The 25688-nt window shown below is 29.6% G+C and carries 21 protein-coding genes, 1 tRNA gene and 2 pseudogenes; 10 read left to right on the top strand and 14 right to left on the bottom strand.

Annotation, left to right across the window (positions count from 1 at the left end; genetic code table 11):
• Positions 1 to 49 precede the first annotated feature (49 nt).
• The gene (locus PHZ07_00465) at positions 50 to 1246 is read right to left on the bottom strand and encodes a methyltransferase domain-containing protein (GenBank protein ID MDD3284050.1); all 1197 of its coding nucleotides are present in this window, start codon (positions 1244 to 1246) and stop codon (positions 50 to 52) included.
• A gap of 223 nt (positions 1247 to 1469) precedes the next feature.
• Between PHZ07_00465 and PHZ07_00460 the strand changes: the two genes are divergently transcribed.
• Positions 1470 to 3002, top strand: a complete 1533-nt coding sequence (locus PHZ07_00460) for a NosD domain-containing protein (protein MDD3284049.1) — start codon at positions 1470 to 1472, stop codon at positions 3000 to 3002.
• A gap of 100 nt (positions 3003 to 3102) precedes the next feature.
• Positions 3103 to 3576 carry an NUDIX domain-containing protein gene (locus tag PHZ07_00455; protein MDD3284048.1) on the top strand — a complete coding sequence of 158 codons (474 nt, stop codon included), beginning with the start codon at positions 3103 to 3105 and terminating at the stop codon, positions 3574 to 3576.
• Positions 3577 to 3615: 39 nt separating this feature from the next.
• On the opposite strand, the gene purD is transcribed toward PHZ07_00455, so the two are convergent.
• Positions 3616 to 4962 carry a phosphoribosylamine--glycine ligase gene (purD, locus tag PHZ07_00450; protein ID MDD3284047.1) on the bottom strand — a complete coding sequence of 449 codons (1347 nt, stop codon included), beginning with the start codon at positions 4960 to 4962 and terminating at the stop codon, positions 3616 to 3618.
• Positions 4963 to 5499: 537 nt separating this feature from the next.
• Between purD and PHZ07_00445 the strand changes: the two genes are divergently transcribed.
• The 4 genes from PHZ07_00445 to PHZ07_00430 all read left to right on the top strand — a co-directional run bounded on the left by PHZ07_00445 (position 5500) and on the right by PHZ07_00430 (position 8147).
• The gene (locus PHZ07_00445; protein MDD3284046.1) at positions 5500 to 6984 is read left to right on the top strand and encodes a DUF5011 domain-containing protein; all 1485 of its coding nucleotides are present in this window, start codon (positions 5500 to 5502) and stop codon (positions 6982 to 6984) included.
• Between the two features lie 262 nt (positions 6985 to 7246).
• Entirely contained in the window at positions 7247 to 7675 is a 429-nt protein-coding gene (locus tag PHZ07_00440) for an NUDIX domain-containing protein (GenBank protein MDD3284045.1), read from the top strand.
• A gap of 32 nt (positions 7676 to 7707) precedes the next feature.
• Positions 7708 to 7866, top strand: a complete 159-nt coding sequence (locus PHZ07_00435; GenBank protein ID MDD3284044.1) for a hypothetical protein — start codon at positions 7708 to 7710, stop codon at positions 7864 to 7866.
• Between the two features lie 26 nt (positions 7867 to 7892).
• On the top strand, positions 7893 to 8147 hold the full coding sequence (locus PHZ07_00430) for a hypothetical protein (GenBank protein ID MDD3284043.1): 255 nt from the start codon (positions 7893 to 7895) through the stop codon (positions 8145 to 8147).
• A gap of 62 nt (positions 8148 to 8209) precedes the next feature.
• Here PHZ07_00430 and PHZ07_00425 read toward each other — a convergent pair whose 3' ends face one another.
• Positions 8210 to 9397, bottom strand: coding sequence for a hypothetical protein (locus PHZ07_00425; protein MDD3284042.1), 1188 nt, complete (start codon positions 9395 to 9397; stop codon positions 8210 to 8212).
• 119 nt (positions 9398 to 9516) lie between these two features.
• Here PHZ07_00425 and PHZ07_00420 point away from each other — a divergent pair, with 119 nt between their 5' ends.
• Positions 9517 to 10116, top strand: a complete 600-nt coding sequence (locus PHZ07_00420; GenBank protein MDD3284041.1) for an MBL fold metallo-hydrolase — start codon at positions 9517 to 9519, stop codon at positions 10114 to 10116.
• A 65-nt stretch (positions 10117 to 10181) separates the two neighbouring features.
• Here PHZ07_00420 and rlmN read toward each other — a convergent pair whose 3' ends face one another.
• Complete coding sequence (rlmN, locus tag PHZ07_00415; protein ID MDD3284040.1) at positions 10182 to 11174, bottom strand: 23S rRNA (adenine(2503)-C(2))-methyltransferase RlmN; 993 nt, start codon at positions 11172 to 11174, stop codon at positions 10182 to 10184.
• Positions 11175 to 11309: 135 nt separating this feature from the next.
• On the opposite strand from rlmN, the gene PHZ07_00410 reads away from it, so the two are divergent.
• The gene (locus PHZ07_00410) at positions 11310 to 12827 is read left to right on the top strand and encodes a YifB family Mg chelatase-like AAA ATPase (GenBank protein MDD3284039.1); all 1518 of its coding nucleotides are present in this window, start codon (positions 11310 to 11312) and stop codon (positions 12825 to 12827) included.
• A gap of 83 nt (positions 12828 to 12910) precedes the next feature.
• On the opposite strand, the gene hpt is transcribed toward PHZ07_00410, so the two are convergent.
• The 3 genes from hpt to PHZ07_00395 form a co-directional block, all read right to left on the bottom strand.
• Complete coding sequence (gene hpt, locus PHZ07_00405; protein ID MDD3284038.1) at positions 12911 to 13471, bottom strand: hypoxanthine phosphoribosyltransferase; 561 nt, start codon at positions 13469 to 13471, stop codon at positions 12911 to 12913.
• 421 nt (positions 13472 to 13892) lie between these two features.
• Complete coding sequence (locus tag PHZ07_00400; GenBank protein ID MDD3284037.1) at positions 13893 to 14543, bottom strand: S24 family peptidase; 651 nt, start codon at positions 14541 to 14543, stop codon at positions 13893 to 13895.
• Positions 14544 to 14670: 127 nt separating this feature from the next.
• On the bottom strand, positions 14671 to 15888 hold the full coding sequence (locus tag PHZ07_00395) for an aminopeptidase (protein ID MDD3284036.1): 1218 nt from the start codon (positions 15886 to 15888) through the stop codon (positions 14671 to 14673).
• A gap of 195 nt (positions 15889 to 16083) precedes the next feature.
• Between PHZ07_00395 and PHZ07_00390 the strand changes: the two genes are divergently transcribed.
• Both PHZ07_00390 and PHZ07_00385 read left to right on the top strand, forming a co-directional pair.
• Positions 16084 to 16875, top strand: coding sequence for an exodeoxyribonuclease III (locus tag PHZ07_00390; protein MDD3284035.1), 792 nt, complete (start codon positions 16084 to 16086; stop codon positions 16873 to 16875).
• Complete coding sequence (locus PHZ07_00385) at positions 16872 to 18224, top strand: MATE family efflux transporter (protein ID MDD3284034.1); 1353 nt, start codon at positions 16872 to 16874, stop codon at positions 18222 to 18224. Before PHZ07_00390 ends, PHZ07_00385 begins: the two co-directional genes overlap by 4 nt.
• Before the next feature lie 65 nt (positions 18225 to 18289).
• Here PHZ07_00385 and PHZ07_00380 read toward each other — a convergent pair whose 3' ends face one another.
• The 7 genes and pseudogenes from PHZ07_00380 to PHZ07_00350 form a co-directional block, all read right to left on the bottom strand.
• Complete coding sequence (locus tag PHZ07_00380) at positions 18290 to 18793, bottom strand: hypothetical protein (GenBank protein ID MDD3284033.1); 504 nt, start codon at positions 18791 to 18793, stop codon at positions 18290 to 18292.
• A gap of 645 nt (positions 18794 to 19438) precedes the next feature.
• Entirely contained in the window at positions 19439 to 21001 is a 1563-nt protein-coding gene (locus PHZ07_00375) for a hypothetical protein (protein MDD3284032.1), read from the bottom strand.
• Between the two features lie 71 nt (positions 21002 to 21072).
• Entirely contained in the window at positions 21073 to 23322 is a 2250-nt protein-coding gene (locus PHZ07_00370) for a polyribonucleotide nucleotidyltransferase (GenBank protein ID MDD3284031.1), read from the bottom strand.
• 133 nt (positions 23323 to 23455) lie between these two features.
• Positions 23456 to 23716 (bottom strand): annotated as a pseudogene (rpsO, locus tag PHZ07_00365) (30S ribosomal protein S15).
• A 155-nt stretch (positions 23717 to 23871) separates the two neighbouring features.
• A tRNA-Glu gene (locus tag PHZ07_00360) sits at positions 23872 to 23946 on the bottom strand.
• Between the two features lie 238 nt (positions 23947 to 24184).
• A pseudogene (locus PHZ07_00355) lies at positions 24185 to 25046 on the bottom strand (prohibitin family protein).
• Between the two features lie 245 nt (positions 25047 to 25291).
• Positions 25292 to 25651, bottom strand: coding sequence for a hypothetical protein (locus PHZ07_00350; protein MDD3284030.1), 360 nt, complete (start codon positions 25649 to 25651; stop codon positions 25292 to 25294).
• Positions 25652 to 25688: the final 37 nt, after the last annotated feature.

Below are 25688 nucleotides of genomic sequence, written 5' to 3'. Positions count from 1 at the left end.
TAAATTTCAAAATTAAATAATTAATTAATTTAATCAAAATTCATCATTCTTAATTCTTTATTAATTTTACAATTTCTCTATAAACTTTTTGATCATCACGCTTATAAATCAAAGTTTTGCTTGATTCTGTTAACTGTTTTATTTCAAAACCTAACTTTTCTATATCACTTAAAATATCCAAATATAAATCTTCTGACTTTGTATGATACACTGGCATACTTATAACCACACTAGAATTTTGCTTTAGCACTTTAGCAAAAATATTAAAAGAATCAAGATACAATTTTTTCAATTCCTCTATCTGATTTTTTATAAACTCAATTGTTTCATTTCCTTTTATTGGCTTTCCCAAATATCCTTCAGTTACAATTGAATCAATAGATTTCTCCTCTACTCCTTCTTTTATTAATTCTATAATATCCGATTTAAAAACATAACAATTTAACTTTTTATCAAACCTTTCTTCATACCACTTCAAATTTTCTATACTATCAACTATTGCTTTTTCGGAAATATCAGATCCTATTATTTTTTTGAAATTCAATTCTCCTGCAAGTATAAGAATTGTACCCGATCCACAAAAAGGATCCAAAATAATTTCTCTACTATTAGATAAATTCAACATAATTTTTGCAAGTTTTGGTGGCATCATTCCTGATATTGAATCAACTTTTGGTCTATCATAATCAAGTGCATTGAATCTTTCAAAATCTTGAACGCTCAAAGTTCTTGAAAAATAAATTTTGTCATCGACTTTTAAAACTTGCATATCAAAACCAGATTCTATCATATGCTCTTTTCTTACTATCACAGATGATAATTGATCTTCTTTTGATATCACAACTCTACTTGAAATATTCTTTTCTTTCAAAGATTTTTTTATTATCATAGAAAGTTTATCAACAAAAAACTTCAAATCCTTGTCCTTATCATAGAAACTAAAACCAAACTTTACTTTATGACTTATATCACATTTTTTCTCTATTAATCCCACAAAAGTATTCTTAATATTTTCTGTATCTTTTAATTTGTTTATAAAAAATTCTATTTTGCCTATCTTTGTTATTCCACCCAAAGTATTTGAAAAATAGTTTATATCCAAATTTATTTCTGTCTCTAAAACCAAAAATTTATCATTGGAAATGATTATAGAAAAATTAACACTTTGATTTTCTAAAACACTCTTTATTTCTGCAAAAGATAGTTCTGGTGAATGTCCTAATATAAATGAATAAATATTTTTCATAATCTTATTTTAACTTAGTAATGCTCTTTAAACAAGTTTTAGCTAAAAACCTCAATTGCGCAAAATATTGACAAATAATTTACTAATATTAAGCTAAATATATAATATTCAATATATTTGACAAATTACAAAATATATGGTACTATTTAAAATTAATCTAAATAATATAAAAAATATGAAATCCGTTAGATACAAAACATCTAATGGGTTGAAATAAAATTATATGACACACAATAACAAAAAAGCATCTAACGGATTGAAAAAAATAATCATTTTATCCACATTTTTACTACTTATTACAATGAATGCAAATGCTTCAGTATCAAATCTTTTAGAAAGAAAAAGGGGTATAAGATGTGGTGATATTATAAACGGAAATATAACACTAGAAAATGATTTGTTATGCAATGGGAATGCAATTTCACTTTCAAACAATGCAACATTAGATTGTAATGGCCATAGTATTTCTCCTTCAATTATTTCAGAGGCAAACAGTCACACTGGAAGAGGAATAAACCTAGATGGAATAAATAATTTTACAATATCAAATTGTAATATTCATGGATTTGAATATGGAATATATTTAAATAATTCAAGCAATGGCAATATAAATTCAAATATACTAGACAATACTATAAATGCATACGAAAATGAAAATTCTTTAAACAATAATTGGTCACAAAATTCATGGAGTGATTTTCCTGATAATTCTGGATACCCAGATACATATATTGTTGATGGGCCTGGAAATGGAATTGATAATGAACCTGGCATGATTGTGGTAGATTTAACATGTGGATCTATAGTAAATAATAGTGTAATTTTGGGAAGTGATATAATTTGCCAAGATCAACAATTTGGCATAAAACCAGGAATAGATAATATAACAATAAATTGTAATGGACATTCTATAAGCAAACCAACAAGAACAGGAAAAGCTGTTTATTTACAAGATAGAAATGGCATAACACTAAGAAATTGTAACTTACAAAATTTTGAAGTATCTATATATATACAAAATAGTAGTAATAATAATATAATAAATAATACACTAACAAATTCAAGTTATTCAGTAATTACAGTTGGAACAAACAATGATAACACTTTTCATAACAACACATTTTCAAATATTTTTGAAAATGGTATACAAATTTCCGAAGCAAATAATTTAATATTATCAAACAACACTTTTCATAATGCTGGAACACTTACTGTTCTTCTTGTAAACACATCTAGTAGCACCATTTCTCATAATACTTTTCTTCCTACTACAGATAGCGTTGGAGTAAATTTAAATAATGCTTCATATAACAATTTAATTACAAATAATGAATTTAATGGTCTTACTTATGGAATAGGTATAACTGGACCACAAAGTAATGGTAATAAAGTTTTAAACAATCTTTTTACAAATATGGAAAATCTTGGAGCAATAATTTATAACGATAACTCATCAACCACTTTCGCAAATAATTCTTTTATCAATAACAATTTAAATGCTCGAGTAGAAGGAACGTCTGGTGTGTCTACATTTTGGGAGCAAGATGAATCTGGAAATTATTGGAGTAATCATAATTGTATTGATTATGATAACAATGGAATATGTGAGAACTCTTATATTTTTGAAGGTGATACAGACTATCATCCTCTTGCAAATTCCACTTGGAATATAAACAATATTTTGAGAAAACCTATTACATTAATAAAAAAGAAAATAAAAACAATTGAAGATTTGATAAAAAAATCAAAAAAATAATTTTAACAATATATATTACAAAAACTACCAGATTGTATAATCTAGTAGTTTTTTTTATCATCTTTATGTTATTATTAATCTATATTTAAATTATAAAAACATGAAAAAAATAAAATTCCTAACATTTAAAGAATTCAAAAATATATATAGCAAAGTACCTCGATTATGTGTTGAATGTGTAATTCAAACACAAAATGGGATAATACTTACAAAACGAGACATAGAACCAGCAAAAAATAAATGGCATATTCCTGGAGGTACAATTCTAAAAGGAGAAAAGATAAAAGATGCAATAAAGCGAATTGCAAAATCAGAAACTGGATTAGATATAAATATTATAAAACTACTAGGAGTTATTGAATATGATTTCAAAAATTATTTTAGTCAACCGATAGGAATTGCATATTTATTAAAACCTAAAATTGAGCTGAACTCAAAAAATAAAAACCTTGAATTAAAAACCAATGATCAAGCAAGTAAAATAAAAATATTTCAAACTCTCCCAAAAAATATTATAAAAGTACAAAGACAATTTTTAGAAAAAAACATTAAAATAAAAATGGGCTCTGACTAACGCCAAAGCCCAATTCATATTAATATGTTATTAACTTGATTAACCAAATCCCCTTATACTGTAAATGTGAGTAATGCTTTTATCTATCAAGACACATGTGCCAATATCTGGCCTATGACTAACATTGCCAGAAACAGAGCAAGCAGCCTCTTCAGCGATTCGCTCAGCTTGTTCTATTGTCTGCGCTACACCCAGAACTGCAAGACATCTGGATGATGTCATGTGCAGTCCATCTTCATCCTCAAAGACAGATGAATAAAAAAGCTGAGCTTCTCCGATTTCACCAATTTTTATAATGTCAGAAAAACCAGAAGCAAGACGATTTGGGTCATCTTCTACAAGTGCATAATTTGTAGGGACAATGTACTTACAGACAGTATACTGTTCACTAAATTCAACATGAATCTTGTCGAGTGTACCATCAATGATTGCTTGGCATATCTCGACAAAATCAGTTTCAAGAAGTGAAAGAACATTGATACATTCCGGATCGCCGAACCTTGCATTCCACTCAATCACTTGTACTCCATTTTCTGTAGCAATAAAAGACCCATAAAGAATGCCTTTGTATAAAAGGCCAAGCTTTTCAAATAAAGCCAAAACTGTCTTTTGTGCAATGTCGACCGCTTGCTTTATATCCGAATGTTGTAAATACGGTAAGGAATGATTCATACAAGAATAGGAACCCATACTACCAGTGTTAAGACCTTCATCGTCTACAAAACGACGTTTATAATCCCTGACGACTGGCATAGGAACGAGAGTCTTACCATCACAGAAAAAGAGAATAACAAACTCTTCCCCATCAAGCCTTCTCTCAACAAGAACCCGACCATCTTTCTTGATATACTCATGAGCTACTTTCATAGCCGATTCAGTATCATGAAAATGATCACCTTCTACCTGAACTCCTTTGCCACCTGTAAGACCATCGGGCTTAATCACAAATGGTGCTTCGTGGTGATATAAGAATACATTTTGAAGTTGACACTCATCCTTCACAACCCAAAACTCAGGGCATCCAAATATTCCATGATCTTTCATAAGCTTTCTGCTAAAAATCTTGGACGTTTCTACTAAGGCAACATCTTTGTAAGGCCCAATACATGAGATATTGTGACTTTCCAAAAAGTCAACAATACCCATTTCAAGCGGTCCTTCTGGCCCGATAAAAACAAAATCAACATTGTTTTCCTGTACAAATTGTAACACTGAACCAAAGTCGGAATACTTTCCAATCATTGTTTTTTCACACAACTTTGAAAAAGGGTTATTTGCCTCCATATAGGCAAATACTGTAGCACCGGACTTCAAAAAAGCTTTTACTATGACATGCTCTCTTGCTCCGTGTCCAACAACGAGAACTCTTTTTTTCTTGGTTTCCATTTTCTTCCTCCATTGAAGATATAATTTGTTCATACTTTAACATAAAAACATATTTTTGCAATATAATGTACTAAACTGGTACATAGATAACACTTTATAATATTTATATGTAAAGTTAAATTAATTTGACAAATCTTTTTATATTAAGTATAATTCATAAATAACCTATTTCTAGAGTATATAATAGGCTCAAACAAAACATTTCATTTAACTTCTTTGTCTTTGATTAGAGAAGTTAAAGATTTACATAAAGTTTAAAAAATAAAAACCCCTAGGGTGATAAGTTAGTTTTTTACCTTCATACTACGAATCGTTAGTATGTTCGTAAAAATCCGAGTTCAAAGATCGGATTTAGACTATATTAGAATAAGATTGATTATCTTAATTTTTTTGGTTTTGGATAATACCTTCAAAATTATTGATATATAATCTTATAAAGTATCAACTATTCAGCTCAACTTTTATGTATTAAACATAAAAATATGGACATTTACATAAATATAAACAATAAAATCCCTTTTTGGGGAATAAAAAAATATGAAAAAATTAACGTTATTATTAATCTTGGTATTAATACCAACTTTAATACTGGGTGGAAGTCCCACAAAGACAAATGGGGTAGAGGCATCATCATATGAAATAATAAGAGAGAATATAGATGCAATGTTTATATCACGAGATTTTGTAGCAATAATAAGTGGAGACGTTGTAAATGGTGAAATAATAAAAGAGAACATACAATTCAAATTAGACGGAGCTAAAAGTATTATACCTTCTCAAATCGGAAGCATCAATTCTATAAAATATATTTGGAATTCTAGTTGTGAAGAGGTAAAGCTTATTGAACAAGATGCCTCTATAGCAAAATTTGTTGTGAATGATGTAGAAAAAGATAAAGAATGTTCAATATCTTTGGTAATAACAAATGGAATAAATAGATCTCTACCAAATACTATAAATTTCACAGTTGAGAACATTATCATATCTATATCACCAAATCTTATTGCAATAATAAATGGTGATATTGTAAATAATAAAAAGGTTGAAGAAAACACTGACTTCAAATTAGATGGATCTAAAAGTATTTATAATATAGTTGATTCGTTTGATATTTATAGAGAGATTACTTATATATGGACTTCATCTTGTAAAGAGGTAAAACTTGTTGGACAAGATACTGCTATTGCAAAATTTGTTGTAGATAATATAGAAGAAGATATAAAGTGTTCAATATCTTTGGTAATAACAGATGGAATAAACAAATCTAAACCAGATACTGTAAATTTCACAATTCTAAACGTTGCTATACCTATTGATACTCAAAGACCAATAATCACAATATTGGGAAATAATCCAGAATCAATATATCAATACTCTACATATATAGACGCAGGAGCTACGGCACTTGATGATTTTGATGGAAATATAACTTCTCGTATAGTAACTCTAAATCCAGTAGATACAAATATTATTGGAAATTATTTGGTAACTTATAATGTTTCAGACATCGCAAGAAATTTAGCAACTCAGGTTACAAGGACTGTAAACGTTGTTGCTGTGCCATCATCAGGTGGTGGGGGTGGTGGAAGCAGTTATATCAGACCAAATATAAACCCAGCTCAAGAAGTTTTGGGTGAAAAAATAACAGCAACAAGATATATAAAAATACAAAGTAACCCTGCTGTGTATTTATTAGATGATAATAACATCAGACACGCATATCCACATGAAAAAGTTTGGTTTACATATTTCGGCAAAGATTTTTCTTTCGTTGAAATGATAACACCACAAGAGTTAGCTACTTATCCATTAGGAAAAAATGTTACTTTTCAATCGGGCGTACTTATGAAAATTCCAACTGTTCCAAAAGTATATAAAGTAGTAAATGATGAAGGTCTTTTACAATGGATAACATCAGAAAACGTAGCAAAAAGATTGTATGGTAATAATTGGAATAAATTAGTATATGATTTAAATGATGCATTTTTTGGTAGTTATGAATTAGGTGCAAATATAGAATAAAATCCAACATTCAACCGGAATTACAAAATCTCCTGAACTAACAGGAGATTTTGTATTTAAATTACTAAATCAATTTTATTTGTGATATAATAATTTAAAATTAAAATAAATGAACGTATTATTTAAAAATTTATACTACATGAAATCGAACCACTAATACAGAAGCTTTTTTTAGTTTTTGGAATAATATTTTTAATACTTACTCCTCTTCTAATACTTCTAAAACCAAAAAGGAATTTAATAGAAAGAATATTTAATACAAATGAAGAATAATATAACGCAAAGACCAACTGCAATAATTGTAAAAGATAATAAGATTCTTTTGATGCATAGAATAAAAAATGGAAAAGAATATTATGCATTTCCTGGTGGACATATAGAAGGTGGAGAAAATATAAAAGAAACATTTTTAAGAGAAATGAAAGAAGAACTAAATTTTAAAATATCAAAATACAAAAAAATAGTTGATATATATGATAATACAATCTTAAACAATGAAAAAAGAAAACATATATTTTTTCTTGTAGAAAAATTTTCTGGAAATCTAAAACTCGGTGGACCAGAAATTGAAAGAATGAAAAAAGGAAATAATAATTATTATCCAACTTGGTATAGTAAAAATGAATTTAAAAAACTGAGCCCAGTTTATCCAAGAGGAATAAAAAAATTCGTTTTAGAAAAAATATTTTAAATAACCCCGCAAAACGGGACAAGGAAAAAACTATGACAGAAAGACACAAAATCACCCCAGCATCATATTTGATACTAAAAAAAGAAAACAAAATTTTACTCGGAAGACGTTTTAATGCAAAATTTGAAAATGGAAATTATATACTTGTTTCAGGTCATGTAGAGCTTGGGAAACTTTTACAGATGGATTAATACGTGAAGTAAAAGAAGAAGTTGGAATAGATGTAAAAAGCGAAGACCTGAAAGTAGTCCATACTATGAACAGAAAATCATCTCTAAATGGAGAAGGAAGAATTGATGTATTTTTTATGACAGAAAAATATAGTGGTGAGCCAAAAAATATGGAAAGTGATAAATGTAATGATTTGAATTGGTTTGATATAGACAATCTCCCAGAAAATACAGTAGAGTATATAAAATTTGTAATTGATAAAATAAAAAATAATATTATATATAGTGAGTACGGTTGGTAAAAAGATTTCAAATAAAATTAAAGGGTTCCATACGGAACCCTTTTTTTATGATTGTTATTGATCTACTCTACATCCTCATAGTTGACAGGAATTTCTCCATTGAGAAACTTTAACGCTTCCGCAATAAAGAATTCTCTTTCGGGGTCGCCATCAACCATTTCGAATTTGAAAACCAGGTCACCAAGGCACTCTTCCACTGCTTCAATTAGTTCGGGCCAATTTGATCCACCACCAAAGAAGTATACAGTGACCTGATTGTTTCTCTCTCCGAAATAGGATAAGCCACCTCTGGCTCTCCAAATTTGAGAAACTACCTGATAAACCAAAGCACGGAAAATGAGGATAATGCCTTTGTTTTTCTCTTGGTTTGGATCTTTCATTGCTTCACGTACATCTGAAGCAAAAACCTTGAGATCTCCATATCTGGGATCAAACATGCACAATCCACCGGATTTACCCATAAGTTTTGCCACTTCGGAAAGGATTGCATCAACATCCGTTATTCCTTTTCTCTTAAATCTTCTTAGGAGTGTAAGGATATTTACCGTAGCTCCGATGGAAGATTGGGACATGGAACCGTTTTCTTGACGAACATTGAGGGACACAATTTTTTCACCTTTCCATCCGTAAATACCAAATCCGGACCCAAACATTACCGGTATGCCAACGAATTCCATGGGTGTAATTTCCAAACGACGAGCCATCATATACATGAGTCCCTTTAGGAATTCAGCATGAGATACAGCATCTAATTCCTCATCCGGAATACCTACAACTTTTACCTCTTCAGGCAAAAGATTAGTCGGAATTCCACATGAAAATATAGGTCGTATTTGAAGTTTACTCTCCAAGCATACACAGACCCAAGCAGCTATCTCAGAACCGTGTGGAATCTTCAATCCGTCAGCGAGTTCACCAGGATTCTTTGGTGTCATGTCTTCCACCATAGATTTCGTAAGATAAGTGAGACCCTGAATGTTTTTCTTTAGAGCTGGGCATCTGAAAATGATCGCTTTGATATTCAAAGATTCCCTTTGGATATATTCATATATCTTTTGTGATATGAACACACCTTTATCTGGATATTCGGAGTCTGATGGAAATCCGGCATAATCAATTGAAACCGTCATTACATCCGAATCCACCGCACTATAAACACCTTCTTCTAAAGTTACTGGCACCATTGCCAACTTACATGGCTCATCCTGGCGACTCCCAGGATTAATTATTACAAATACGTCTTTATTCATCTTTCCTCCCTTTTGGAAAAATCTATTTTGTGCGTATATCTTAATAAATATCAGGTTTTTGTCAAGTAAAAGTACTCCGGGGGTTGGCGACTCCGGGAGTGGAATGATATAATAATCACATGAAACAGAACAAATTCTCAAAAATTAAAGTACTTGTAATGGGGTATGTAAAGCAAAAAAATAAAAAAGAATATGCATCATCCTCTGTTGTTTTGATTCAATGTAATAACAAAAATATAATAGTTGACCCAGGAATGGATAAGAAAAAATTAATAAACGCACTTAAAAAAGAAAAACTTTCAACTAAGAATATAAATTATGTAATACTCACTCATACTCATATTGATCATTCACTTCTTGCTGGAATATTTGAGAAAGCTAAAATTTATGACAATGAATCAATATTCTCATATGACGGAAAAATAGAAAATCACAACAAAAAATTATTTGGTATTATGATAATAGACACTCCTGGACACGACCAATTTCATTGCTCTGTCTTGGTTGATACAAAAGAATATGGAAAAGTAATAATTGCTGGAGATGTATTTTGGTGGGAAGATAAAGCAATTCAATATACTGACAAAAAAAGTCTCTTGAATCTCAAAGACCTATATGTAAAAAATAAAACAGAACTTCATAAAAGCAGACAATATATTTTGGAAAATGCTGATTACATAATTCCAGGACATGGAAAAATGTTTGAATTAAAAAAATAGAAAACAAATAAAAAAGAACTTACATCACACAAAGCTCTTTTTTATTTATATTTATTTATATAAAACTATCTTTTTCCAGCCAATTGTCCGCAAGCTCCTTTTATATCTTTGCCATGCTTATAACGTTCACTTAAATGTATTCTGTTTTTTTCCAAAATATTTTTGAACTCCTCTATTTTCTCTTGTGATGAAGATTTGAAAATTCCTGTTGAGTTATATGGAATAATATTCAAAAAATATAATTTCTTTTTCATGAGCTTTGATAATTCTTCTGCATCTTTTCTAGAATCATTAACACTGGCTATCATCATATATTCAAACATTACTTTTCTGGATGTTTTATCTATATAATTATCTACTGCTTCAAACAATTTTGATAATTTATATTTTTTGTTTATTGGCATAAGTTCTGAACGAAGTTTATCCCCTGTTGCATGAAGTGAAATTGCAAGATTCACTTGCAAATTCTCATTTGATAATTTTCTTATTCCATCTATTACCCCTGATGTTGATATAGAAATATGCCTTGCTCCTAGATTGAGACAATCTTTGTCATTTAAAATTCTTATTGCTTTTAAAACATTATCATAATTTAAAAATGGCTCTCCCATTCCCATAAAGACTATATTAGTAACTTTTTTATTATATTTTTTCAAATATCTCGCAAAAAACAATACTTGTTTTAATATTTCATCACTCGATAAATTTCTCTTAAAACCATTTTGACCTGTTGCACAAAATTTGCAATTTAAGGGACATCCAACTTGAGATGAAACACATACTGTATTTCTATCATGATGTCTCATCAAAACTGTTTCTATATTACTTAGATCATCGAACTCTATCAAAGATTTTACAGTATTTTTATCATTTGATTCAAAAATTCGAAATTTTATATCTAGCGGACAATTCTCATTTAATTCATTTCTAAGATCAATTGGTAAATTCGTAACTTCATTCCAATTAGAAATTAAATCTGAAAAAATAGCTTTATAACACTGTTTATACCTAAAACTTGGTTGATTTTTTAATATTTGTTTTAATATTTCTAAATCCATAATTTTTCCTTAAATTCTATATTATTTATAGTTCATTATATCATAAATTTCGTACTTGACTAAAAAATTATAAAGTCATAATATATATACAAGGTCGCATTTGCGACCTTTTTTTATTCAAAAATTAATAAATATATGCAGTCAAAAATACTTTCAACAACATCACTTGGACTCAATTCTTTTCTTGTGGAAATAGAAACTGATATCCAAAAAAATTTGCCTAGTTTTACAATAGTAGGACTCGCTGACACTGCCATTCAAGAAGCAAAAGAAAGAGTAAAAGCATCAATTTCAAATAGTGATTTTGAATTTCCAAAAACAAGAATTGTGATAAATCTCGCACCAGCAGATCTCAAAAAAATGGGAAACTGTTTTGATCTTCCTATTGCTCTTTCTATATTGAAAGCCAAAAATATTATTACTGACAAAAATAATATATTAAAAAATTCTATATTTGTAGGAGAACTTTCTTTTGATGGATCGCTTCGCCCAATAAATAATATTATTTCAATTTGTTTATTTGCAAAAGAAAACAATTACCAAAACGTATTTATTCCATATGAAAACAAAGAAGAAGCAAGTATTATATCAAACATAAATATATTTCCTGTAGAAAATCTGAGACAGATTGTAAATCATATAAATAATATTTGTGAAATTGAAATACTAAAAAGCAAAAAAATAATATTTGAAAATAAGTCAGATGAAGAATATGATTTCTCACAAATAAAAGGGCAAGCTCATGCAAAAAGAGCTTTGATTATAGCAGCAACTGGCGGACACAATGTACTTATGAATGGTTCTCCTGGTGCTGGAAAAACTTTACTCGCAAGATCTCTACCAAGTATACTTCCAAATTTGAGCGATGAAGAAATCTTAGAAGTAAATAAGATTTATTCTTCTGTGGGACTACTAAATAAAAATAGGCCACTTATAATAAAAAGACCATTTCGCTCTCCACATCACTCATCATCTTTAATATCTCTTGTTGGTGGTGGTTCTATCCCAAAACCAGGGGAAGCAAGCTTGTCTCATCGTGGAATTTTGTTTCTTGATGAGGTACCAGAATTCCCAAAAAAAAATTTGGAAACACTCCGCCAACCACTTGAAGACGGATGTGTGACAATTGCAAGAGCACAAATGACACTAGAATTTCCAGCTAGATTTATTTTAATTTGTGCACAAAATCCATGTCCATGTGGTTTTTTTGGTGATGAAAAAAAACAATGTACTTGTTCAATCAATCAAATAAAAAATTATCAACAAAAAATCTCTGGGCCACTCTTAGATAGAATAGATATTCACATTGAAGTAAAAAGATTAAAGTTTGAAGAATTAGAAAATACAAATAATTATGAATCAAGCCGTGATATAAGACAAAAAATTATCACCGCAAGAAAAATTCAATCAAAAAGATTTGCAAGAGATAATATATTTACAAATTCCGAAATGAATCTAAAACAAATAAAAAAATATTGTACAATACCACAAGATGCAAAAGTACTTTTACAAAAAGCAGTTACAGCTTACAACCTTTCTGCAAGAGCATATTTCAAAATTTTCAAAGTATCTCGCACAATAGCAGATTTAGAAAATTGTAAAGATATAAAAACCGAACATATTGCAGAAGCGCTTCAATATAGAAATCCTTAATAAATCCAGCTGAGCTGGAAAAATATTTCAAACAAAAAAATCGGTAACCCAGGGCTACCGAAATATAAACTGATTCAACTTTGTTAAGAGTATATTTCCTTCTTCAATACTCCTATGTAGGGAAGATTGCGATATTGCTCATTATAATCGAGACCATAGCCGACTACAAACTCGCTGGGAATTTTTGAACCGACATAGTCAAGTTTAACCTCAACCATACGTGCTTCACTTTTATCAAGAAAAACACAAATTCTCACAGACTTCGCCCCCTTCTCTAAGAGATATTCTCTGAGTTTTGAAATAGTCAATCCGGTATCAACTATATCCTCTACAACAAGCAAATCTTTACCGGAAATGTTTACATCTTCCAATTCTTTTTTGAATTTCAACTCTCCGGATGACTTACTTCCAGCTCCATAAGAAGAAAGCTGAATAAACTCAACTACAGGATCCAACTCTGGAGAAAGTGCTCTTTGAAGATCAGCTGTAAAGAAATAAGCACCCTTCAACACAGAAATTACAATCAAATCATCTTGCCTATCCTTATAGTCCAGCTTTATTTGCGCAGCAAGAGACCTTATAATGGAACCAATACTATAGGCATCCAAAAGGATCCTATCTAAATACTCACTGGAATCGTTCATAATTCCTCCTTATCATTCTTCGTCAGATTATCCAAACTGACTACGAATGACATTTCCTTTTTTGTTATTTTAGACTTATAGATTAGTACAGTTTACAAATTTTGTAAACAAAAAAGGCCGGAATAACTTGCGACCTTTTTAATGTTGGATTTTTTGTTTATTTTATGAAAACCTTACAACAACTTGCCTGTTTTTTAATAGTGCATACAATCTTTTGTCATATGATTCTTTTTTCTTAAAAAAAGCTTTTATTTTTTTCATGTTTTTGTTATTATTCACTTAAGTAAGAGAAGGCAAATATTTTTATTTATTAAAGTTCAGGCTAAATTAAATAAATTTATTTGTCTTTTTTATTCATCTTTATTTATATGTTTTTACCTTTCTAACTCTATATTTTTAATTTATAGAGATTAATAATTATTTAAAAATCGAAAACATGGTCTACTTTACCACAAACAAATACTTCATCATCTCTATGGAGTAATATTGGTTTGTGTTTTTTGTTGCTAGAGCTTGGAGACAACACAATTGTATCTTTTTTCTTATAAAACTTTTTTATGGTTCCAAGTCCATTTATAACAGCTAATACATTTTCTCCATTTCCTAAAAAGCTATCACATTTTTTTATAAGTACGTAATTTAAATCTTTTATATTTTCCTTATTCATACTATCTCCCTTTGCACGCACAAAAAAATAATCTTCTTTTTTTCCTTTTATAAATTTGGATGATAATTGCATATAATCTTCTATATAATCATCTGCGATACTAAGTGGCTCCCCACAATCAGCAGTTCCCATAAGTGGTATATCAAATATATCCAAAATTTTATCAATTATATTTTTATTATAATTTTTTTCTAATTTCTTAATTTCTTTTGGGATATTTTTATTATATTTTATATAATGTGCTTGATTTGCTTTGCCAATTTGCATAATTTTTTTTTCACTCACAAGTTCAGAAATAAAACGATTTATATAAGCTCGAGAAAAACCAGTAATTGAAGTAATCTCTGATGTAGCTACTTTACCATTTTTGTTTATGTTTTTTAAAATTAATTCTTTTATGTTCATATCACAAAATTTATTGTTTACAACTTTAGTATACACCCATATCAAAAAGTTGTCAACTAAGTTGTCAACAAGTAATAAAAAATCGGCGACCCAAAGGGCCACCGATTCGATAATGAAATATTGCAATTTAACATCCAACCGGTTCCGGAATAATGAAACTACCATCTTTGTAAATAACAATCTCATGCCCATCTTTGAGATGAGCAGTGACGATTTTTTTCTCGGTTGAAATCAAATCCCAGTGCTGAGCTGATGAATTGATTCCTATTTGCTTCATAAGGTCTGGGGTCCATTCTTTGTTTCCGCAATATGAATCACCAAAACCTCTACCAATCGCCACATGGCAGTTACCAAACTCTCCACCGACATTCTCATCATACAAGGTACTCGCCATAAATCGCGTTATAGATGAGGCATTTGCATCAGTAAGAGAAAACTCACCAAGCATATCGGAGGTATCATCCATGCTGACCTGTTTTTTTAGGAATTCTTCACCTTCTTTAGCAGAACAGCTTACCACTCTACCATCCTTGAATTCAAGGTTAACATCTGTCACACGATTACCATCTTTAAACATTGTATTATTGGCAAAGAATGTGCCTTCGGTTTTATAGCAATCAGGTGATGTATAAATTTCGAAGCTGGGAATATTATGACCGGACACACCAATCCATTGTCTGGATTCTCCAGGATAGACCTTCAAATCTGTTTTGCCCGAATCTGAGACCACATGGAAATAATCAACATCCAAGGAATTAAGATATCTTTTTACTTCCATTGCCTCATTGTGAAGATTTTTCCAAAAAACAACCGGATCATCATCAAGGTGACAAATTTTGGCAACTTCTTCCTCATATTCTTCAAGGCTCATTCCAGCCTCTTCAGCAAGTGCCTCAGTTGGCATCACGCATAAAGTCCATCCAAAATCACCACTCCTTTCACGTTGATTGCGAATATCAAGAAGTGGTTTTTTGCTTTTCTGAGCGAGTGCCATTTTTGTTGGTTCCAAATCCTTGAGATGATTCAAATTTTCATAGGCCAGAATCATGATCATGCCATTAAGATTTTCTTGCTTATTCAGGAGCCACTGCGGAAGGAATTGAAGTTGATCATTATCACCCAAAGAATATAGATTCAGTTCCATTTCTGGTGTCATCATCATTTCAGGGATAACATGAATTCCTTCCTTAATAAGTAAGCTCTGAACATTTGCTGCAAGCTCAATATAAAGCCTGCAAAACCCAACGACAACTACGTCTCCTCGTTTGAAGTCTGCTTTTCTTGCTGTTTTAAGACCCCAAATTAGGCACCTAGCCATTGCCATTAAACGTTCTCTTGAAAACATTTCTGTTTCCTCCTTAATTCTTTTTAATGTCGAAATCTTATAATATATAATCAATAAAAGCAATGCTAGGGGTGGCAACCATGGGGGCGGAATGTTATAATAATTTCATGAAGCCCGTTAGATAAATTATCTAATGGGTTAATAAACAGAAAAATCTTTTTGATTTTCTTGAAGATATTAATTATATATTTTAGTATGACCAAAAATAATGTCAAAAAATTATCTAGCAGGTTAAAAATACTTTCTTGGAATATAAATGGAATAAGAGCAATGATGAAAAAAGGCTTCCTTGATTTTTTAAAAAAACAAAATCCTGATATTTTATGTTTACAAGAAATAAAAATAGATGATAATGCAAAAAACAAAGAGTCCTTTGATTTCAAAAATTATGATGAATTTTGGAATAGCGCAAAACGACCTGGTTATAGCGGTACAATGATGTTGATAAAAAATTCTTTAAAAAAAGAAGTTATTTCAAAAAAAATATATACTCATGATGAAGGAAGAGTACAGATATTAGAATTAAAAAAGTTTTATTTGATAAATGTATATTTTCCAAATTCAAAAGATGACTTGGCTCGTCTTGATTACAAAATAAAATTCAACAACAAACTTTTGTTACATATAAAATTATTAGAAAAAAAGAAGCCAGTAATCATTTGTGGCGATTACAATGTAGCACACGAGGAAATTGATATTGCAAGACCAAAGGAAAACAATGGAAATGCAGGTTTTACATATGAAGAAAGAAATTGGATGACTAAATTTTTGGAATACGGATTTGTAGATACTTTTAGAAAATTAAATCCTACAAAAATTCAATATTCTTGGTGGAGTTTTAGAGCTGGTGCAAGAGTAAGAAATGTTGGCTGGCGTATTGATTATTTTTGTGTGTCAAAAAAATTTATGAAAAATATAAAAAGTGCTTATATATTAGATCAAATACAAGGATCTGATCATGCGCCAATAGGAATAGAAATAAAATGAAGGAAAACAAATTAATTACAGAACCAATTCCAAAACTTATTGGTCAAATTGCAATTCCGGCAAGCGTCGGCTTCTTTTTCAATACAATGTACAACGTTGTAGATACTTATTATGGAGGTATGATTTCAACTGAAGCACTCGCTGCAATGTCACTATCATTTCCTATATTTTTTTTAATTCTTGCTATGGGATCTGGTATATCAAATGGTGCAACAGCACTTATCACAAATTCACTTGGTGAAAAAGAAAAAGAAAAGGCGGAAAAATATGGTTGCCAGGCAATCTCATTTGCAATAATATTTTCAATATTTCTCACTATACTAGGACTTTTTGCTGCGCCATCACTTTTTAAAATTTTAGGAGCAAATAGTGACTATCTAAAAATGACACTAAGTTATACTAATATAATTTTTTATGGAACAATTTTCTTTTTATTAACAAATGTTTTAAATGGAATATTAATAGCAGAAGGAGATACAAAAACCTTTAGAAATCTTATAATAATTGGATTTTTATTAAATTTATTATTAGATCCATGGTTTATGTTTGGATGGTTTGGCTTTCCAAAAATGGGGCTTGCAGGAGTAGCTCTTGCCACAATACTTATTCATTTTATCGAATTCCTACTTTTACTCAGAAAAGTTATAACAGAGAAGGATTTCAAACATATTCATTTGAAAAATTTAATACCTAATAAAAAATATTATATTGATATTATAAAACAAGGTTTTCCTGCAAGCTTAAGTATGATGTCTGTTGCAATAGGAGTTTTTGTAATAACTTATTTTGTCAGTGCATTTGGTAAAGATTCTGTTGCAGCATATGGAATAGCTACAAGAATGGAACAAATTGCAATACTCCCAGCTATTGGATTAAATATTGCCGTTCTTACACTATCAGGTCAAAACAATGGAGCAAAAAGATACGACAGATTAAAAGAAATTTTTAAAAAAGGCTTGAGGTATGGAATCATCGTGACTATTGTAGGAGCATTATTTGTATTTTCGTTTTCTCGTCAATTAATGATGTTTTTTACAAAGGATCAAAATGTTATAAATATAGGAACAACTTATCTTAGAATATCTGTGTTATTTTATATTACATATACGATACTAAACATTTGCATATCAATTCTTCAGGGAATAAAAAAACCTTTATATGGCATATATGTGGGCTTATACAGACAAATACTTATGCCCATAACAATATTTTATGTACTCACAAATATTTTTAAACTTCAAATAAAATCAATATGGTGGGCTATATTTTTTATAAATTGGTCTGCTGCAATATTTACTTTTTTATATACAAAGAACAAACTTCATAAATTGGAAAAAATTCAACTCTAAAATTTTTCAAATAAAAAACAAGGGAGTCATTACAACTCCCCTGCACTATTAAAAGTTAAAATACTTTACCAAGGACAAATCAAAGTTTCAGTCCCTGGGATTATTTCTTCCGTTTCCCAGATCAAGGCATGAGAAGACCAAAAATCGATTGAGTCTTTTCGAGCTCTATCTGGGTCTTCATGCTTGGAGAAAGCATTTTCATCCCAAGGCTCGGGAAAAGAAAGACGCCCTATAAAAGCTGTTATAAGAATATACCCATCGCCTTTCTTGGCTTTTTTCAAAACCAAAACCATATAGTTGCAGTCTTCGGGTAAATGGTTTTTGACAAATCTTGTCAAACCAGTCCTACCAGTTCTCTGAGCATATATGATTTCATCATTGGCATCAGTAGAAACGCAAGTTGATTGTCCTATAAATCTCCCAAGATAAACCTCTTCTTCAATAAACTCTCTCCCAGCACTTTCTACATAGGTAAGTGCTTGACCAAGAGCTCTTGAAAAATCAGCATCATTATCGTGAAAATGACTATTCGGCCTGTCAAAGACAGCTTCTCCCGACTTCAATTTCATTTTAACCTCCAGTATATTAATGTAATAATTCAATATAATAATATATTCAAAATATAATGTCAAATTTACTAAAATAAAAAAAGACCCCTCTGTGCTTATAACGTCCTTTATGTTTTTATTCGAGACGAATGCAAGAGAGGTACTTTTCACTCTCTTACAGAATTCATTCAATGTTTTAAAAAACATCGAGTAAATCACCGTCCAGAGAGCTTTACATCTCAAAGGGAGATTTCTATTTCCAACTAATTAGAAGCAGGAAATTCCCTTCGAGACATTTTATAATAATTAACCTAATTTTCTCACCCTTTATTTTTTCTTTTATCCCTCACTTTTTTTGTTTTTTCAAGCTTTCAGGCTTGATTGTTGCTAAGTTCTCACCTTTTGTTTTTATTTTCCTGGTAGGAACTCTGCTTTTAAACTTTTTTTATTTTTGTTTTAGGGTTTAGTGGGTGGGATTTATCAAGTTAATAATTGATAATGTACTATTATAATATAAGTATATCATGTAAAACCAAAAAAGTCAATCTAATATTATGGCTTATTTAAGCCAAAAAAACAAAATCATATTTTATTAAAAAATAAATTAGACATAAAGTAAAATTTATATCTTAATAAATATCAACAGTTTATCCACAGGGCAAATTTTCAATAAATAAACTGAAAAATCATTTGAACATCATTATTTTTTTTACCAAAATCAATAAAATTTATATTTTTCAATTTTATATTAAATAACTCTGTAAATGGTAATATATTTGATTTATTATCCAAATTATCAATATTTGATATAAATATCTCATTTATAAAACCTAAATCTGGATCAATTTCTGAACCATTTTGACAGAATTTATAAATATAATTTTTAGAATTAGATAATATATAACGATTTGCACATTTTACCATATCAAAACTAGGTATACTTGGTAAATCATCATAATACCAAACTAAATCACCATCTTGATACATCTTCAAATCAATAGAATTTGCATTCATATAATACTCCGTCACTCTGCTACCGTCAGGAAGAAACATTTGCCTTTCTAATGGTTTGTAGTGAGCCAACATCTTTCTATATATATTCGATATTGAATCAAAATCATTAGCCATCAAAACAAATTTATCTTTTGGGTACAAAACGAAAAAATAAGGATTTTTTATATTTAAAATATCCTCTTTCAAGTTTATATTATATAAACCACCTATATTAACAGATAAGTAATCATCTATGTTTTTTCCCAAATTTGTATTATTTACGTTCGATATAGATTTTATACTATTATAATAAAATAAAAAATCTTCACCGAAAATTTTTGATATAACCTTTATTTCCTCTTCTAATTTCAACTTATCACCTATATTTTCAGATGTACTAAGTGATAATTCTGACATTTTTGAACTATTATTTAATTTTATAAAAAATGTCTTGTCAGTAGAATCTTTGATAATAAAAGAAATATCTTTCAACCAACTTTTTGAATTATCTATATCTTCATAATCATTTATCTTAAGATCTATGTCAGAATAATACACAAAATACTTATTGAATTTATCTTTTATACTACTAAGATAATCAAATCTCAAATTATCTTGATATTTATCTATAATTTTATTTATAAGATCTGAACTATTTGAAACACTTATTGTATAGTTATTTAAATAACTTATATAAAGAAAATTATTTTCAATTGGTAAAAATTTATTTTTCTCCCAATTTACTTGTGTTTTATATATTTTTTTATTTCTATAATCATAATTTTCTACACTTTTAAAAGTTTCTAAAAATTTACTCTTTATATCAGACAAATCTTTTACTTTAAACAAAAATGCCTGAGAATCATTATCATACTCTATCCAATAAAAACCATCTTCTATACTTCTTAAAAATAAATCTGTAAATTCTGTATTATCATTTAAATAATAAGATAACTTTTCTTTTGTTTTTTGAGAAAATATGGACTTATTTTTTTCTACATTAAATATTTTTGAAGAATTAGATATGTGAAAAATTGCTTTTGATTCATCTGGTATTATACTACTTAGTGTTATATTTTTGTCAGAAATAAAATAATATTTTTGCATCAAAAAAATAAAAACAAAAATACAAAATAATATCAAAGAAAATTTTGTTATTTTTTTTCTATGTTTAAATTTGGCTTCTTTTTGCCAATTGAATTCTGGATTAAAATTCGTATTAAAATTATAGCTCATAATAGTTTCTATTTTAGCAAAAAATGCGAGCTATACAAAGCCCGCATTTTTTTTATATATCTCACGATTAATTAAAATCTTCTTCTATTGTCACCATTAGGTCTTCTATTATTAAAACCACCTTTATTTCCAAAATCTCTTCTAGGTCTTTCTTGAAAACTCTCATCAAAGTTTGCTGGTTTTTCTAACAATGCTTTTGCTGACAAAGAAACTCTATCCTTCTCAGAATCTATATCGATAACTTTTACTTTGATTTTGTCACCAATTTTTACAATATCAGAAACTTTTTCTACTCTTTCATATTTGAATTCTGATACATGAACCATTCCATCTTTTCCAGGAAGTACTTCTACAATAGCACCTACTTCTCCACCTCTTTGATCAGTAATAATTCTTGTGACAACTCCATCGTAAATTTCACCTATTTGAAGTTTTTTTGTCATACCTTTTATGAATTCGACTGCTTTTTCACCATTTTCTTGATTTGTAGAAGTTATAAATATTGTACCGTCTTGTTCTATATCAACTTGAACATCATAAGTATCAATAATTTTGTTTATTACTTTTCCGCCAGGACCAATTACTTCTCTTACTTGTTCTGGATCAATATTTATCTTTATAATTCTAGGAGCAAATGGAGACAATTCCTTATTTGGTTCTGAAATTGTTTTGTTCATTATTTCCAAAATTTGAAGTCTTGCAATTTTTGCTTTTTCCAAAGTTTCTCTACATACTTCTATACTAATTCCTCTTAATTTTATATCAAGCTGAATAGCTGTAATTCCAACTTCAGTTCCTGCAACCTTGAAATCCATATCTCCACTGTGATCTTCTACACCTTGAATATCAGTAAGAACTACATAATCTTTTTCATCTTTGCTTGTGATAAGACCCATAGCAATTCCAGCAACTGGTCTTTTTATTGGAACTCCAGCATGCATAAGAGCAAGCGTAGAACCACAAACAGATGCTTGAGATGAAGATCCATTTGAAGATAATACTTCTGAAACAACTCTTATTGTATATGGAAAATCTTCTTTGTCTGGAAGAACTGGAATAAGTGCATTTTCAGCAAGTGCACCATGACCTATTTCTCTTCTTGAAGTTCCTCTATTTGGAGAAATTTGTCCAACAGAAAATCCAGGAAAATTATAGTGATGCATATATCTTTTTTTGTACTCAACTTCCATGCCATCTAATGTTTGTTCATCACCTGGCGAACCAAGAGTTACAATTGAAAGTACATGAGTAAGACCTCTTTTGAATAATCCCGTACCATGAGTACGATTAAATATCCCAACTTCACAATTTATTTCTCTTAGTTCATCTATCTTTCTTCCGTCTGGTCTTACCTTATCAACCAAAATCATATTTCTAGCTTTTTCAGTAAGTCTTTGATCAAGCAACATTACTCCTCTTGCTCGAAGTTCTTTTGACACTTCATTGTCTTCTTTTAGTATTGCATCTAAATCTACAATGAGTTTTTTGATATTAGCTTCTGTTTGCACTTTATCTGGAGTGAATATTGTATTTGCATTTTTATCAACCAAAAATTCATCAACTTTTCTTGTTACCAAATCTATTGCTTGTTTTTCTTCTTCAGATAATCCTGAATCTTCCAAAACTTTTTCTTCTCCTATGTCTTTCTTTATATCTTCTACAAAAGCAATAAGTTTTTTGATATGTTTGTCTGCAAATTCTATTGCTTCCATAATATCTTTTTCGCTTGCTTCTTTACATCTTGCTTCTATCATATCAATACCATATGGAGTACCGGTAACAAAAATTTCAAAATCACTTTTGCTCCTTGCTTCAACCGTAGGATTCAAAACCAATTCCCCATTTATTTTACCTACAAAGAAACCAATAGCTGGACCTGCCCATTCTATTGGAGAAATGGAAAGTGATATTGATGCACCCAAGAGAGCTACAAAAGTTGGATCATTTTCTCCATCATATTCCAAAACAGTTGTAACTAATTGCAAATCTTTTCTTGATTCTTCATTGAAAAGTGGTCTTATAGATCTATCTATTACTCTGGCCGTTAAAACTGCCTCATCAGTTGGCCTACCTTCTCTTTTTACCCACTTAGAACCTTTTATTTTTCCTGCTGCATACATTTTTTCATCATAATCAACTGTAAGAGGAAAATAATCGATACCATCTCTTTGATCTCCTTGAACAACTGTTGAAAGAACAGATGTATCAGCATATCTTACAAGACAACTTGCTGTGGCTTGAGGAGCATATTTTTGTGCTTCTATTATCAATTTGCGCCCAGCAAATTCCATTGTATATTCTTTATTTTTTTTGAAAAACATTTTCTTGTAATTAATTGATAAATTATTTTTCCAACTCTTCGTCAATTTCTCCTAAATCTCCTTCTAATTCCTGTTCTACATCTTTTTCAATTTTTGCTTCTTCTTCAAGAGCCATTTCAGAAATTTTAGTAATTTTTAAATTTAATTTTTTTACTAATTTTCCAAAACTTTCTTGATTATCACGTTCCAAAAATCTAAGAAGCTTTCTTCTTTGATTTAATTTTTTTATCAAACCTCTTCTTGAAGAAAAATCTTTCTTGTGTTTCTTCAAATGCTCAGTAAGTTCCTTCACCTCTTCGGTTAAAATAGCAATCTGAACCTCAGCAGAACCTGTGTCATTCTTGTGTGTCTTGAACTTTTTGATAATTTCGTCCTTTATTTTTTTGTCTAACATAAGTTAGTCCTTTCTTCGTTTACCAAGTACTAGTCGGACAAACCAGAGAACCGAGTAAACGTATTAGTCGAGCTAAGCTCGATTAGTTAATTTCAAATTACAAACACCAAACAACAAATTTTGGAATTTAAAATTTGAAATTCTCGCAAAGCGAGTGGTACCGCCACGGGGAATCGAACCCCGGTTGCCAGGATGAAAACCTGATGTCCTAACCACTAGACGATAGCGGCATACCATGTTTATTATAACAAAACTTTGTCAAAACTAGTCACAAAGTAATGTAAATATAATATATTTATCAAAATAAATCAAGCCCCAATAATAACAAAAAATAAGAGGAGTACAAAATCTTAATGGCTCATTAACATCTATTATAAAAAGATATCTATGTATTATATATACAACATATTTATCAACAAAAAATAACCTAATTTTAAAACTAGGTTATTTTTTATAATAAAATTTATTTTATTCCCCTAAATTTCTAAATAATGGCATTCCTGTACTTGGACTCGTAGGAACATAAATAGTTCCCTGTCTATCTTTTAACTGGTTTATATATGAATAATACAAATAATTTTCTGTAAGACTATCACTTATAATCTTCTGAGCATCACGCTGACCCTCTGCTTCAATTATTTTTCGTTCTTTTTCTTTTCGCTCTTTGTCTAATAAAAAGTCATACTTTTGAGCTTCTTGTTCTGCCTGAAGTTTTTCTTGTATGGATTGAGCAAGATCTGCTGGAAGATTTATATTTCTAAGAAGCAAATCTTCTACAGTTATTCCACGTGGCTCTAATTTTGATTTCAGATTATCCAAAATTCCTTTTGCAGCTTCTTGCCTTTTTTCTGAATAAATATCTTTTGCCTCATAATTTGACTTCTCTTATAGAGCTTCTTATTTCCGGTCTTATAATTTTTTCTTCATAATTCAAGCCCAATGTTTTGTAAACTTCCGATGCTGATTCTTCATTCAATTTATAAAGTGCAGTAATATCAAGTGCCACGCTAAGCCCTTCTTTTGTAAGAGCTAATATAGAATCATCATTTACCCTTTTTCCTTCTTTTGCAGCTATACTCATAGTATATTCCTCTGTTCTTATACTCATTTTATGTACTCTTGCAAGTGGAATTACAAGATGAAAACCAGACCTAAGTTCAGAATCTCTTACTTTACCAAAAAGAGAATAAACACCAGTTTGTCCTGCATCAATTATTATTATAGAAGAAAAGAAAAACCACAAACACAAGACAAATAATATAATTATAGTGGATATTTTCTTGAAATTTTTCTTCAATTTTAAATCATCTAAATTTATTGTTTCAGACATATTTTTGTTTATAATGTTTTTAAAATTTGTTTTATTAAATATATAAATTAATAATATTATTATAAAAATAAAAAATAATGGGCCATTTTTTGATATCGCTGAAATAATAAATAATACAAGAAATGCTAAATATAATTTTTTTAATAAATTTTTGTTTACTCTCATATACATAAATATAACATTTTTTTAGAAAAATAAAAAAGAGAGAGGTAAAACCCCTCCCTAATTATTCTCCTAATAAAAAACTAGGAAAAAATTTTCAAGAAACCATCTTTTGGAATAATTGGAATGAAATTGTCTTCCGTTACCCCAATTGCACGAAAAGAATGAGCTGAAATTGTAGAGACAAAGAACTTTTTCTTAAAAGGAAGTGATAATAAGGATACATAGTCTTCATTTGCAACATTCTTTTTTGTCACAAAAAAAATAACAATATCCTCATCCCCTACCCCTATTTCTATATTTGTTCCGCCTACAAAGACAAATTCTCTGTTATCCATCAACCCCTTTTTTTCAAAGGACTCAAAATACTTTCCTATAATAGATAACAGGTTTTTCTCATGCTCATCCAAGTCATCGCTAACAAAGATTATTCTCTGTTTCATTTTATTCCTCCCGTAATATATCTTTTTTTAGAAAACA

The sequence above is a fragment of the Patescibacteria group bacterium genome (genome assembly GCA_028692545.1).
Taxonomy (GTDB): domain Bacteria; phylum Patescibacteriota; class Patescibacteriia; order UBA1558; family S5-K13; genus STD2-204.
Note: the sequence above shows the minus strand (reverse complement) of the source record. Positions and strands in the feature narration are given on the sequence as shown.